The organism is Alicycliphilus sp. T452 (assembly GCF_054512775.1).
This window is the reverse complement of the sequence record NZ_JBTNEH010000016.1, coordinates 109334-122895: the sequence shown is the minus strand read 5'-3', so window position 1 is coordinate 122895 and position 13562 is coordinate 109334. Positions and strand designations below refer to the sequence as shown.

Sequence of the window (13562 nt, the reverse complement as noted above, 5' to 3'; positions counted from 1 at the left end):
CGTCGTGCGCCTGACGCTGCGCAGTAACAGCTCTATCTCGGCAAACTTCTCTCGGCTGATGTCGCTCGGGTATTGCTTTCTTTTCACACCCCTATTGTCTGAGGTCGGAAGATCGCAAACAGGCTCTCAGCGCGCCATCTCCAGCTGCATCATGGCCATGTTGACCAGGGTGTTCACCGTGGGCCTTCCGGTCTCGATGACGTAGTGCGCGGTCTCGCGGTACAGCGGGTCGCGGACCTGGTAGAGCTCGCGCAGGCGGCCCAGCGGGTCGGCCACCTGCAGCAGCGGGCGCGTGCGGTCGTGCCGGATGCGCCGGAAGATCTCCTCGGGCGAGGCGCGCAGGTACAGCACGTGGGCGAAGCCGCGGCGCAGGGCCTCGCGGTTCTCCGGGCGCAGCACGGCGCCGCCGCCGGTGGACAGGACCATGGCGCCGGGCTCGCCGGCCAGCTCCGCCAGCAGGGCGGCCTCGTGGTCGCGGAAGGCCTGCTCGCCGTGCAGCTCGAAGTAGCTGCGGATGCTGGTGCCCAGCTGCTGCTCCAGCCGCTGGTCCAGGTCGATGAAAGGCAGCCCCAGGCGGCGGGCAAGCTGCCGGCCCACCGTGGATTTGCCGGAGCCTGGCATGCCCACCAGGGCGCAACGCGTTTGCATGCTTGAATGCTTTTGTGAGGGATGGGCGAGTGTAAGGCGCGGCCTGTGCGCACAATCGGGCCATGTCACCATCCAAGCAACACCTGAGCCAGGGCGCCCGGCGCCTGTTGCAACCCGTGGCGCCGCTGCTGCGCGCCGTGCAGCTGTGGCTGGACGCGGAGGGCCTGCGCATGAGCGCCGCCATGTCGTTCTACGGCATGCTGAGCTTGGCGCCGTTGCTGCTGCTCCTGGTGGGCGTGCTGGGCTGGTGGGTCGACAAGGCCTATCTGGAGAGCACCCTCATCGCCCAGGTGCAGGGCGTGATGGGCGAGCGCGGCGCCGAGGTGGTGCGCATGGCGCTGGCCAGCGCCCAGGCCCCGGCGCAGGGCTGGCTGGCCTCCATCGCCGGCTTCGTGCTGCTGCTGTCGGGCGCCACGGGGGTGTTCGTGGAACTGCAGGCGGCGCTCGCGCGGCTGTGGGCCCATGGCCACGCGCCCGAGCGCCGGGCCTGGTGGCACGTGGCGTCGCTGCGGCTGCGCGGGCTGGCCTATGTGCTGGCGATCGGCTTCCTGCTGCTGATCTCGCTGGTGCTGTCCACCACCATCAAGGTGGTGGCCACCTGGGCCGGCGCCCTGCTGCCGTTCGGCGCCGGGGCGCTGCTGCAGTTCGCCAACGAGGCCGTGGCCTTCGCCGTGGCCGTGCTGCTGTTCGTGGGGCTGATGCGCATCGGCGGCGGCCCCAAGCCGCCGCTGTCCTGCCTGGTGTTTGGCGCCGCCGTGGGCGCGGCGCTGTTCACCGCGGGCAAACAGCTGCTGGCGTGGTACCTGTCCACGGCGGCCGTGGTCTCGGCCTATGGGGCTGCGGGGTCGCTGGTGGTGCTGCTGATGTGGATCTATTTCTCGTCGGCCGTGCTGCTGTTCGGCGCCAGCTGCGCGCGGGCCCTCGACGAGGCGCGCGCGGCCGCCGGCACGGCGCCTGCCGGGCCGACGGGGCCGGGCTGACCGCCGTTTACGTCCGTTACAGCCTGCGCGGCATTGTGAAGCCGGGGGCGGGGTAGCCTCGGTACGCATTGCATGGCCCGGTGCCCGGGCCGTGCGCTTCGGACCAACGACACAGGATCGCAACCATGAACCCCGCCACCTCCTTCCAGCCCGCGGCCAGCGTCAAATGGCTCTGGGCCGCCGTGGGCGCGCTCGGCGTGAGCGTGCTGGCCCTGGGCGGCACGCTGCTGGCGCAGAGCCTGCCCGGCGACGCGCCGCCCGCGGCGCGGGCCACGGCCGCCGCGCCGCGCACGCCCGAGTCAGAGATCATCAATGAAAAAGCGCCCCAGGGGCAGGTGCGGAAAGCGCTGGCAGCTCCTGATCCGGGAGCAACTCGGCCCGCGGTGCCGGTCTGCGCCAGCTGCGGACATGTGGAGTCGGTACAGGTCATCGAGCAGGCGGCGCCCGCCACGGGCCTGGGCGCGGTGGCCGGCGGTGTGCTTGGCGGCGTGCTGGGCAACCAGATCGGCAAGGGCTCGGGCCGCGCGGCCGCCACGGTGCTGGGCGCTGTGGGCGGCGGCTACGTGGGCCACAAGGTGGAGGAGCGCACCCGCACCACCACCGTCTACCAGATGCGCGTGCGCATGCAGGACGGCTCGGTGCGCAGTTTCACGCGCTCCCAGCCCGTGGCCGAGGGCACGCCCGTGCGCGCGCAGGGCAAGGGCTTTCGCGTGGACGACGGCAGCGGCGACGCGGACCGCGCCGGCACGCAGCCCGTGCGCGTGGTGGACAGGGGGTATTGAGCCCCCTCGCCCCGCCCTTGGCTTTGAAACTGGCGTGCCCCATGCCAGCAGACGCCGTGGAGCTGGCTTTGCCAGGCCGCCGGCGTCGTCCCCCTTCCCGCGCGAAGCGTGAAGAGAAGGGGGGCGCCGCGAAGCGGCTCAGGGGGCTGGTCTCTATTTCTCGACGAACGCCCGCTCGATCACGAAGTCGCCCGGGCGCGTGGTGTTGCCTTCCTCGAAGTCGCGGTGCTCCAGGATGGTCTTGAGCGATGCCAGCATCTCCGGGCTGCCGCAGAGCATCGCGCGGTCGGTGAGCGGGTCGAGCGGCGGAACGCCCAGGTCGGTGAACAGCTTGCCGCTCTCGATCAGGTCGGTGATGCGGCCCTGGTTGCGGAAGGGCTCGCGCGTGACCGTGGGGTAGTACTTGAGCTGCTTGGTGACCAGCTCGCCCAGGAACTCGTGCTGCGGCAGCTCCTTCGTCAGGTAGTCGTGGTAGGCCAGCTCGGCCACTTGGCGCACGCCGTGGATCAGGATCACCTCCTCGAACTTCTCGTAGGTCTCGGGGTCGCGGATCACGCTCAGGAACGGCGCCAGGCCCGTGCCCGTGGACATCAGGTACAGGCGCTTGGCCGGCAGCAGGTAGTCGATGAGCAGCGTGCCCGTGGGCTTCTTGCCCACGATGATGGAGTCGCCCACCTTGATGTGCTGCAGGCGCGAGGTCAGCGGGCCGTCGGGCACCTTGATGGAGAGGAACTCCAGGTGCTCCTCGTAGTTGGCGCTGACGATGCTGTAGGCGCGCAGCAGCGGCTTGTCGTTGACCTTCAGCCCGATCATGGTGAAGTGGCCGTTGGAGAACCGCAGCGCCGGGTCGCGCGTGGTGGTGAAGGAAAACAGGCGGTCGGTCCAGTGGTGCACCGACAGGACACGTTCTTCGTGGAATGCGCTCATGGATGGGATGGACAGGAAGGAGTGGAATGAGGGACTGGCGGTTTTGGCGAGTTTCGGCGTTTTTTTATTCGCAATGGGCATAAGCCGAAATGCGAGGCCCGCTTGCCATGCGGGCAAACCCGTACATTGTCGGGCAAACTCGACTCGGCGGTACAGTTGCGCCGTCCGGCGACTGACCTGGGGCAAAGGATTCCATCATGCACAAACGCTTTACCGCCCTGGTGGCGGCACTGGCCTGGGGCCTGGGCGCGGCCCAGGCGCAGGGTTTCTACACCATCGGCGAGATCAACAGCTACAAGGCCCAGCCGGCGTTCCTGGAGCCCTACAAGAAGGGCATGGAGCTGGCCGTGGCCCAGGTCAACGCCACCGGCGGCGTGGCCGGCAGGAAGCTGCAGCTCGTCACGCGCGACGACAACGGCAACCCCGGCGACGCCGTGCGCGCGGCCGAGGAACTGATCGCGCGCGAGAAGGTGGACGTGCTCATGGGCAGCTTCCTGTCGCACGTGGGCCTGGCGCTGACCGACTTCGCGCAGCAGAAGAAGCGCTTCTTCCTGGCCGCCGAGCCGCTCACCGACAAGATCGTGTGGGAGAACGGCAACCGCTACACCTTCCGCCTGCGCCCCTCCACCTACATGCAGGTGGCCATGCTGGTGCCCGAGGCCGCTGCCATGAAGAAGAAGCGCTGGGCCATCGTCTACCCCAACTACGAGTACGGCCAGTCGGCCGTGGCCACGTTCAAGCAGTTGCTCAAGGCCGCGCAGCCCGACGTGGAGTTCGTCGCCGAGCAGGCTGCGCCGCTGGGCAAGGTGGACGCGGGCAGCGTGGTGCAGGCGCTGGCAGATGCCAGGCCCGACGCGATCTTCAACGTGCTGTTCGCGGCCGACCTCGCCAAGTTCGTGCGCGAGGGCAACACGCGCGGCCTGTTCGCGGGCAAGGGCGTGGTGAGCCTGCTGTCGGGCGAGCCCGAGTACCTGGACACGCTCAAGGGCGAGACGCCCGAGGGCTGGATCGTCACCGGCTACCCCTGGTACGCCATCCACACTCCCGAGCATGAGGCCTTCCTGGATGCCTACAAGAAGCGCTTCAAGGACTACCCGCGCGCGGGCTCGGTCGTGGGCTACAACGCCATCCAGTCGATCGCCGCGGGCCTGAAGAAGGCCGGCAGCGCAGACACCGAGAAGCTCATCGCCGCCTTCCGGGGCCTGGAGGTGCGCACGCCCTTCGGCCCCATCACCTACCGCGCGCAGGACCACCAGTCCACCATGGGCGCCTACGTGGGCAAGACGGGCCTGTACGGCGGCAAGGGCGTGATGGTGGACTTCAAGTACATGGACGGCGCGAAGTTCCAGCCGTCCGACGCCGAGGTGAAGAAACTCCGGCCAGCCGCGCCCTGATGGATCTTTCCGGTCTCCTGGCCCAGTTGCTCAACGGGCTGGCGGGCGCGTCCACGCTGTTTCTGGTGGCGGCGGGGCTGTCGCTGATCTTCGGCGTTACGCGCATCGTCAACTTCGCCCATGGCTCGTTCTACATGCTGGGGCTGTACGTGGCGTACTCCTGCGTGGAGCAGCTGGCGGACGCCATCGGCTTCTGGCCCGCGCTGCTGCTGGCGCCGCTGGCCGTGGGGCTGCTGGGCGCGGCGGTGGAGCTGCTGCTCCTGCGCCGCATCTACCACGCGAGCGAGCTGCTGCAATTGCTGGCTACCTTCGCGCTGGTGCTCGTCATCAAGGACGCGGCCCTGTGGCTGTGGGGCCCGCAGGAGCTGTTCGGCCCGCGCGCGCCGGGCCTGGAGGGCGCGGTGGACCTGCTGGGCCGGCGCTTTCCGGCCTATGACCTGTTCCTGATCGCAGTCGGCCCGCTGGTGCTGGCGCTGCTGACGCTGCTGCTCACGCGCACGCGCTGGGGCACGCTGGTGCGCGCCGCCACGCAGGACCGCGAGATGGTCGGCGCCCTGGGCGTGAACCAGGCCTGGCTGTTCACGGGCGTGTTCGCGCTGGGCGCGCTGCTGGCGGGCCTGGGCGGCGCGCTGCAGCTGCCGCGCGAGCCCGCCAGCCTGGAGCTGGACATGCTCACCATCGGCGCGGCCTTCGTCGTGGTGGTGGTGGGCGGCATGGGCTCGCTGCCGGGCGCGTTCGTGGCGGCGCTGCTCATCGCCGAGCTCAAGGCCGTGTGCATCTGGCTGGGCGTGGTGCACCTGGGCGGCGTGGAGGTCGCCTTCCCCAAGCTCACGCTGGTGGTGGAATTCCTCGTCATGGCCACCGTCCTCGTCTGGCGGCCCTGGGGCCTGATGGGCCGGCCGCAGGCCGCCGCGCGCGGCGTGGGCGCGCCCGAAGCGCCCCTGCGCGGCGCCGGGACGCGCGCCACCATGGCCTGGGCGGCGCTGCTGCTCGTGCTCGCACTGGCGCCGCTGGCGGCGGGGCAGGGCGGCTACGCCACCGTGCTGCTGACCGACATCGCCATCGCCGCGCTGTTCGCCGCCAGCCTGCACTTCATCCTGGGGCCGGGGGGCATGCACTCCTTCGGCCACGCGGCCTACTTCGGCCTGGGCGCCTACGGCGCGGCGCTGCTGGTGCGCTGGCTGGATCTGCCCATGGGCGCGGCGCTGCTGCTCGGCCCCCTGGCGGCGGCGGCCGGCGCGCTGCTCTACGGCTGGTTCTGCGTGCGCCTGTCGGGCGTGTACCTGGCCATGCTCACGCTCGCGTTCGCGCAGATCACCTGGGCCGTCGCCTTCCAGTGGGACGGCTTCACCGGCGGCAGCAACGGCCTCACCGGCATCTGGCCGCCCGAGTGGGCCGCGCAGGGCGCGGCGTTCTACTGGCTGGCGCTGGCGCTGGCCGCCGCGGGCGTCTACCTGCTGCGGCGCATGCTGTTCGCGCCCCTGGGCTGGGCGCTGCGCGCCGCGCGCGACTCGGCTCCGCGCGCCGAGGCCATAGGCATCCATGTGCGCCGCGTGCAATGGGCGGCCTTCGTCGTCGCCGGGCTGCTGGCGGGGCTGGCGGGGGCGCTGTTCGCGTTCTCCAAGGGCGGCGTGGCGCCCGACGCGCTGTGGGTGGGCAAGTCGGTGGACGGCCTGGTCATGGTGCTGCTGGGCGGCGTGCAGCAGCTGGCCGGCCCGCTGGTGGGCGCGGCCGCCTTCACCTGGCTGCACGACAGCGTGGCGCGCGCCACCGACTACTGGCGTGCGCTGCTGGGCGGCACCATGCTGGTGCTGGTCTTGCTTTTTCCACAGGGAATTTCGGGGTTTTCCCAGTACTGGCAAGCGTGGGCAGCTCTTAAAAAAGGAGTCGCCGCATGACCCTGCTGCGCGTGGAGAACCTGCGCAAGTCCTTCGGCGGCGTGCAGGCCGTGCAGGGCGTGTCCTTCGCGCTCGCGGCCGGCGAGCTGCTGGCCCTCATCGGTCCCAACGGCGCGGGCAAGAGCACCACCTTCAACATGGTGGACGGCCAGCTCGCGCCCGACGGCGGCCGCGTGCTGCTCGACGGCCAGGACATCACCGGGCTGAGCCCGCGCGCCATCTGGCGCCGCGGCGTGGGCCGCACCTTCCAGATCGCGCAGACCTTCGCCAGCTTCAGCGTGCTGCAGAACGTGCAGCTGGCCCTGCTGTCGCACGACCGCAAGGCCTGGCGCTGGTGGCGCCGCGCCGGCGCGCACCGCCCTCAGGATGCGCTGGCCCTGCTGGAGCAGGTGGGCATGGCCGCCCAGGCGCACCGCCCGTGCAGCGAGCTGGCCTACGGCGACGTCAAGCGCGTGGAGCTGGCCATGGCCCTGGCGCACGCGCCGCGCCTGCTGCTCATGGACGAGCCCACGGCCGGCATGGCGCCCGCCGAGCGCCTGGCCCTGATGCGGCTGGTGCAGCGCCTGGCGCGCGAGCGGCGCATGGCCGTGCTGTTCACCGAGCACAGCATGGACGTGGTCTTCGGCCAGGCCGACCGCGTGGCCGTGCTGGTGCGCGGCCAACTGCTGGCCGAGGGCGCGCCCGACGCCATCCGCCAGGACGAGCGGGTGCAGCAGGTTTACCTGGGGCAAGGCCTGCAGGACTTCGAAAAAAATAGCTGCCAGCGCTTGCCAGCAAAGGGCTTGGAGCCGAAAACACCTGAAACACCGGGCGCCCCCCTGCTGCAGGTGCAGGACCTGAACGCCTGGTACGGCGCGGCCCACATCCTGCACGGCGTATCGCTGGCCGTGGGGCGCGGCGAGGTCGTGGCCCTGATGGGGCGCAACGGCGCGGGCAAGAGCACCACGCTCAAGAGCATCGCCGGCCTGCTGCAGCGGCGCAGTGGACGCATGGCCTTCATGGGCCGGCGCATCGACACCCTGGCGCCGCACCAGATCGCCCGCCTGGGCCTGGGCTACGTGCCCGAGGACCGGCGCATCTTCACCGATCTCACCGTGCTCGAGAACCTGGAGGCGGGCCGCCAGCCGCCGCGCCGCTGGCCCGACGGCGCGCCCGTGCCGCACTGGACGCCGGAAAAGCTCTTCACATTGTTCCCCAACCTGGGCGAGATGCCCCGGCGCCCCGGTGGCCGCATGAGCGGCGGCGAGCAGCAGATGCTGACCGTGGCGCGCACCCTCATGGGCCAGCCCTGCCTGGTGCTGCTCGACGAACCCTCCGAGGGCGTCGCCCCCGTGATCGTCGAGCAGATGGCCCGCACCATCCTCGCGCTCAAGGCCCAGGGCATGGGCATCCTGCTGAGCGAGCAGAACTTGGCCCTAGCCCAGGCCGTGGCCGACCGCGCCTACGTGCTGGAGCAGGGCCGGATCGTGCATGAGGCCCCCATGGCCGGACTGGCGCACGACGCGGCTGCGCGGAAGGCCTATCTGGGGCTGTAAGCCGGGCCTTTTCCGCATGCCCTATTTGCGGCGTGCGCCGGAAATCTTCACCGGTTGCCCGGTGACGGGATTGGTTGTTTCGTAGTTTTGGAGGAAGTCTGCCGCGCTCCTGCCATCACCATCGGTCTCCTGCATATGAACGTGGACTTTCGTCGCCGGCAACCAGCAGAAGAATAGTCTCGGCGGGGTTCCACTATCCATGAGCCGAATTTCCTGAAGCCATATCCCACACCTTCTGTGCAATGGGATTGTGCTGCTCCTCAATGATGTGCGCCATCAGTCCAACGGAGCGGCCGATCATGGTCAAAGCTTTGCCCTGTTCAGGCGTCAGACCCATGTCGAGTGCGATCGCGCCCTTGGCGCCAGTGGCATTGAGCGGAATCTTGCGGCCCGACAGGCGGGCGGCGGCAGCGGCCAACTCCACCGCAAAGCGTGAATAGTTGCCGTAGTAGCCGCACTCCTTGGCGATCGCGAACATTTTCTCGCAGCGTGGGTCGCCGTCCACATGAATGGGATGCCCCACGCCGGGAATCTTGCGCTTGGCAGCCTTGTTGGCCTTGACGCATTCTTCTGCATAGTAGCGCAGTTCTTCGTCCGTATAGCTGTCCTGCTTGGGAAGCGCATCGCGCAAGAAGCGCGCCGCGTATTCGATCACGCCCAGAAAGCGGCTGCCTGCCCCCAGCAGGCCCGCTGCCAGCGCGCCCTGCATGGCTTCGGGAGCGCCATGCAGCGTCAGGCGGGCTGCCAGGGCGCTGGGCGTCAGGCCATGGTCGGTGGCACTGACCAAAAACAGGTTGAGCATGCGCTTGAGCTGGGGCGTGGGGAAATCGCCCAGTAGCTCCAGTGCGAGCACGTCGATGAAATCGCGGTTGAACAGGTCGTTGACCAAGTCATGACCCCGTACCAGGATGGAATGGGCGTCTCCGCCCCCTATTTTGCTGTCGAACATGGATATTTCCGTTGTTGAGTTCTGATGAAGGCTTACTCAAGCACCGCATCCAGGGCAACCACACCCTGGCCGTCGTTGAGTACGACCAACGGGTTGACTTCCAGCGATTGCACACTGTTGCGAAGGGCCAGAAACAGCGCGGCGATGCGTTGCATGGCATCCACCAGCGCAGTTCGGTCACGCGCTGGTAGCCCCCGATGGCTGGCCAGACGCCGGGCGATGCGCGTCTGGTCGAGTACGCGCTCCAGGATCGCGCGGCTGGCGGGAAGGTGGCAGCGGGCTACATCGGCATCGACTTCCACCCAGATGCCGCCAGCCCCCACAGTCAGCACGGGGCCGAAGATTGCGTCACGGTGGATGCCAACCAGCATTTCCACGCCATCTGTGACCATCTCAGACACCAGCACGCCACCGATGGCCTGTTGCGGTACCTGATGCCGGCGCGCATTGGCCATGATGCGTTCAAAGGCCTCATGCACTTGCTCCTCGCTGCGCAAGTGCAATTGCACGCCACCGACCTCGCTCTTATGCAATACGCCGTCAGCCACGAGTTTGAGCGCCACCGGAAAGCCGATCGTGCGGGCCTGCGCCACGGCTTCCTCAACGGTACCAGCCAGACTCTCCTGGGGCGAGCGGACGCCATACCGCGCCAGCAGCGCTTTGGCCTGAGCCTCGTTGCAAGGCAACGACACTTCAGGAGCCGTCGTCGGCAGATTCCCGGGCACGGATCCCGCATCGACCGCTTCGCTGGCCTGCTGGGCATACTGGGTGATGCGCTTGAGCGCGAGCATGGTATTGCGCAAGCTGTACATGGGCGCGAAGCCCTCCCGGATCAGCACATCGTGCGCGGGGCCGCGGCGGCTGCTCATCCAGGTCGGAACAAAGGCCTTGGAGCCAGACCTGGCCACTTCCAGCGTGTTGCGCACGATGCCTTCGGTGCTGGCGGCATAGTTGGAGGTGATCGGGAAGAGCACCACATCCACCCCAGGGTCGGCAAACAGTGGTGTCAAGCATTTCCTGGTCAGTGCCGGATCAACCAGTGCCTTGGTGGTCAGATCCACCGGGTTGGTCAGCGCAGCGTACGACGGGGCATGCTTGGCCATCTCGGCCACGGTGCTGTCTGCCAGGGAGGCCATGGCCAGGTTCCCTTCGCCAACCTTGTCGGCGGACAGCACGCCGGCGCCACCCGAGGACGAGTACACGCAGATACGCCTCAGGCTGCGAATGCCCACCCGTGAGATCAGGCTCGCCACGTCCAGCATCTCATCCAGATCGTCGACGCGGATCACGCCATACTGCGTAAATACCGCATCGTTCACCGTGTCCTCGCCCGCCAGCGAAGCCGTGTGTGACTGCGCGGCTTTCTTGCCGAAATCCGAGCGTCCGATTTTCAGGGCGATCAGTGGCTTGCCCGCACGCTGAGCGGCCTTAGCGGCGGCCACGAAGCGCGCGCCGTCCTTGATACCCTCCATCACCGTGCATATCAGATCGGTGCCAGGGTCATTCGCTAGCCACTGAATGAAGTCGGCGCTGTCCAGATCGAGTTCGTTTCCCGTGGAGAACCAGCGCGAAAAACGAACGCCACGCTCATCGCCCTGCATCAGTGAGCGCCCAAGCCCCCCGCCTTGTGTCACCAGGCCAATGCGTGAAAGTTGACCACTGCGGCCATCGTTGCAAAACTCGGAGGAGAACGTCAATCCTAGGCGGGGCGCAAGCATGGTCATGCCTGCGCAGTTCGGACCATAAAGACGCATGCCAGCGCGTCGGGCCAAGGCCAGCATGTCCGCTTCGACCGAACGGCCCACCTCGCCCAGTTCGCTAAATCCACCGGTGAACACAATGGTGTAGCGCACACCCTGCTCCACGCAGGCTTGCAGCATGGCCATCGCGGCCTCGGCGGGAATCAGCAGCAACGCCACGTCGATGCCCTGCGCCGGGACGTCGCTCACCGACTTGTAAAGAGGCTTTCCCTTCAGCTCGCCTCCTTTCGGGTTGACGAGGTACACCTCTCCGTCAAAGTCCGAGTGGTCGAGCACATTGACCACCGTGGTGTGCCCCAGTGTGCTAGGCGTGGTGGATGCGCCGACAATCATTACCGAACGCGGGTTAGTTAGCTCCGCTAGGTCGTCGAAGCGGACGGAGGAGTCAAAGGGAGATGTGATCAGGCTCATGCAACCTCCGACCGGCATTTCATCAGCGTGGTCCACTCGCTTTCCGCCACCACGTCGCCATGCTGGTTCTTGATGGTGCGATGCATCACCACTCGGCCCGTTCCAGGGCGCTTCGAGGAAAGTGTCTTTTCGCCGATGCGCAGCTCCACATGGATGGTGTCGCCTATGAAGACAGGCTTGCGCCACTGGCAGCGCAGTTCGGTCAGCGCCAGGCGTGCACCGTCCATCAGTCGGTATACCGGCATGCGCGTGGTCAGGCCCGACGCTATGGCCAATGTCAGCATGCCGTGCGCGGCACGCTGACCAAACGGGTGATCGGCCGCAAACACCGCATCGGTATGCAGCGCGTTGTAGTCGCTCGACAAGCCCGCGAACTGCACCACGTCGGCTTCGGTCACGGTACGGCGCGGGCTTTTCCAGCTTTGGCCGGGCTCCAGATCATCAAAGTACAGCTGCCGGCCCAGGTGCTCATTCAGATCGAAGGGCATGCTCATGCGTAACGCCCTCCGGTCACATGTACGGTTTCGCCTGTCGTGAAGCCGGCGAGCCTGGATGCCAGAAAGGCCACGGTGGCGGCCACATCAGCCGGGTCGCCCAGTCGGGCCACGGGGGTATTGGACTTGGCGCGCTCAGTGAGCTCTTCATAGTCCGGACGCTTCTGCATGCGCGGCGTGGAGATTACGCCGGGTGCAACAGCGTTGGCAGTGATGCCGAACTTTCCCGACTCCAGCGCCAACGAACGCGTGAAGCCGATCAAGCCAGCCTTGGCGGTCGAGTAGTTGGTCTGCCCCGGGTTGCCCAGGTGAGCACGCGAGGCGATGTTGATGACGCGGCCGAAGCGGTTTTCCATCATCAGCGGCAGCACGGCGCGCGAGCAGTGGAAAGCGCCCAGGAGTGTCACGTCCAGCACGGCATGCCAATCCTCTTCGGCCATCTTGGTGAGATAGCGGTCGCGCGCAAAACCTGCGTTGTTGACGAGAATGTCCACCTTCTTCCAGCGGTCCACGGCTTGCTGCACGGCGGCACCAACCTCTTGCTTTCTGGTCACGTCGGCGCGCACGCCCAGCGCTTGCCCGCCCATGGCGGCAAGCTCCTGGCAGGCTGCGTCGATGGCTTCCTGGTTGGTGTCGCACACCACCACATTGCAGCCCTCTTGCACGAATCGCTTGGCCATGGACAAGCCCAGCGTGCCAGCTCCGCCAGTGATGAAGGCGGTGCAGTTTTTCAATTCCAGATCCATGATCAATATCCCATCGATATAGTTGTTTGCTGGGGCCAAACGACAGCTTTGGCCATCAATCGATCTGCAGCTTGGCTTTCTCCACCAACAACTTGGCTTCCGTCCGTTCCTTGGCCCAGAACTTGGCGAACTCCTCGGGGGTGCTGCCCACCAGCGGTGTGTGGATGCGGGCAAAGCGCTCGCGCACCTCGGGTGAATTCAGCGCTTCGCGCAGCGCCTTGGACAACTTGTCGACGATGGGTTGGGGCGTGCCAGCGGGCATGACCACGGCCTGCCAGGTGGTGACCTTGAAGCCCGGTACACCCGATTCAGCCACTGTGGGTACATCGGGCATGTCAGCCACCCGCTTGTCGCTGCTGACGGCCAGTGCGCGCAACGAACCATCCTGAATGAACGGCAGAGTGGTGGAACGGCTGTCCACCATGAAGGTCAGGCGTCCAGCCAGCAGATCCTGGATCGCCGGCGCACTGCCCTTGTAGGGTACGTGGGTCATCGGCGAATTCAAGGCTAGAGCCAATGAGGCTCCCGAGACGTGCATGGAACTGCCAGGACCGGCGGATCCGTAAGTCATATTTGCGTCAGGTTTCTTGGCTGCCTGCACCAGCTCCTGCATGGTGTGATGGGGAGATGACTTGGGGACCACGACCACCAATGGTGAATCGGTCACTTGCGTGACAGGCACAAAGGCTTTGGCAGGATCGATCCTGACGCCTTTGTAGAGATAGGTGTTGATGGCCAACGGTCCCACGTTAGCCCACAACGCGGTATAGCCGTCGGAGGCAGCGGTGGCGACGGCCTGGTTGGCAATGTTGCCGTTGGCACCTGGCTTGTATTCGGGAACGACCGGTTGGCCTAGCCTTTTCGACAACTCGTCCTGCACCATCTTGAAGGCGATGTCCGATGCGCCGCCGGGCGCAAACCCGATCACCATGCGGATTGGTTTTTCGGGCCAGTCGGCGAATGCGCCTGTCGCCAGCGTGAAGGCGGCGATTCCGCAAGTGAGTTTGCGTTCAAAATTCATCAGTGTCTCCTGTGCAA

General features: G+C 67.1%; 12 protein-coding genes. 5 read left to right on the top strand and 7 right to left on the bottom strand.

Annotated features, from left to right (window positions below; genetic code table 11):
* Positions 1-126: 126 nt before the first annotated feature.
* A complete protein-coding gene (locus tag ACX12L_RS15135) occupies positions 127-648 on the bottom strand; it encodes a shikimate kinase (protein WP_459263351.1) in 522 nt (173 codons plus the stop codon).
* A 62-nt stretch (positions 649-710) separates the two neighbouring features.
* Between ACX12L_RS15135 and ACX12L_RS15130 the strand changes: the two genes are divergently transcribed.
* On the top strand, positions 711-1628 hold the full coding sequence (locus ACX12L_RS15130) for a YihY/virulence factor BrkB family protein (protein ID WP_459263350.1): 918 nt from the start codon (positions 711-713) through the stop codon (positions 1626-1628).
* Positions 1629-1753: 125 nt separating this feature from the next.
* Positions 1754-2410 (top strand): glycine zipper 2TM domain-containing protein, encoded by a 657-nt coding sequence (locus ACX12L_RS15125; protein WP_459263349.1) that lies wholly within the window; start codon positions 1754-1756, stop codon positions 2408-2410.
* A gap of 153 nt (positions 2411-2563) precedes the next feature.
* Here the strand turns inward: ACX12L_RS15125 and ACX12L_RS15120 are convergent, their stop codons facing one another.
* Complete coding sequence (locus ACX12L_RS15120; RefSeq protein WP_459263348.1) at positions 2564-3337, bottom strand: ferredoxin--NADP reductase; 774 nt, start codon at positions 3335-3337, stop codon at positions 2564-2566.
* 197 nt (positions 3338-3534) lie between these two features.
* On the opposite strand from ACX12L_RS15120, the gene ACX12L_RS15115 reads away from it, so the two are divergent.
* The 3 genes from ACX12L_RS15115 to ACX12L_RS15105 are packed head-to-tail and all read left to right on the top strand — an operon-like array spanning position 3535 to position 8164.
* Positions 3535-4731 carry an ABC transporter substrate-binding protein gene (locus tag ACX12L_RS15115; RefSeq protein ID WP_459263347.1) on the top strand — a complete coding sequence of 399 codons (1197 nt, stop codon included), beginning with the start codon at positions 3535-3537 and terminating at the stop codon, positions 4729-4731.
* Positions 4731-6629, top strand: coding sequence for an ABC transporter permease (locus ACX12L_RS15110; RefSeq protein ID WP_459263346.1), 1899 nt, complete (start codon positions 4731-4733; stop codon positions 6627-6629). The genes ACX12L_RS15115 and ACX12L_RS15110 overlap by 1 nt, the downstream gene beginning before the upstream one ends.
* Positions 6626-8164 (top strand): ATP-binding cassette domain-containing protein, encoded by a 1539-nt coding sequence (locus tag ACX12L_RS15105; protein ID WP_459263345.1) that lies wholly within the window; start codon positions 6626-6628, stop codon positions 8162-8164. The genes ACX12L_RS15110 and ACX12L_RS15105 overlap by 4 nt, the downstream gene beginning before the upstream one ends.
* A 193-nt stretch (positions 8165-8357) precedes the next feature.
* Here the strand turns inward: ACX12L_RS15105 and ACX12L_RS15100 are convergent, their stop codons facing one another.
* From ACX12L_RS15100 to ACX12L_RS15080, 5 genes are read right to left on the bottom strand one after another with little or no spacing between them, the layout of a single operon-like run.
* The gene (locus ACX12L_RS15100; RefSeq protein ID WP_459263344.1) at positions 8358-9113 is read right to left on the bottom strand and encodes a citryl-CoA lyase; all 756 of its coding nucleotides are present in this window, start codon (positions 9111-9113) and stop codon (positions 8358-8360) included.
* Between the two features lie 32 nt (positions 9114-9145).
* Positions 9146-11284 carry an acetate--CoA ligase family protein gene (locus tag ACX12L_RS15095; protein WP_459263343.1) on the bottom strand — a complete coding sequence of 713 codons (2139 nt, stop codon included), beginning with the start codon at positions 11282-11284 and terminating at the stop codon, positions 9146-9148.
* The gene (locus ACX12L_RS15090; protein WP_459263342.1) at positions 11281-11778 is read right to left on the bottom strand and encodes a MaoC family dehydratase; all 498 of its coding nucleotides are present in this window, start codon (positions 11776-11778) and stop codon (positions 11281-11283) included. Before ACX12L_RS15090 ends, ACX12L_RS15095 begins: the two co-directional genes overlap by 4 nt.
* Complete coding sequence (locus ACX12L_RS15085) at positions 11775-12524, bottom strand: SDR family NAD(P)-dependent oxidoreductase (RefSeq protein WP_459263341.1); 750 nt, start codon at positions 12522-12524, stop codon at positions 11775-11777. Before ACX12L_RS15085 ends, ACX12L_RS15090 begins: the two co-directional genes overlap by 4 nt.
* A gap of 55 nt (positions 12525-12579) precedes the next feature.
* Positions 12580-13545: a Bug family tripartite tricarboxylate transporter substrate binding protein gene (locus ACX12L_RS15080; RefSeq protein WP_459263340.1), complete on the bottom strand. Its 966-nt coding sequence runs from the start codon at positions 13543-13545 to the stop codon at positions 12580-12582.
* Between the last annotated feature and the right edge of the window lie 17 nt (positions 13546-13562).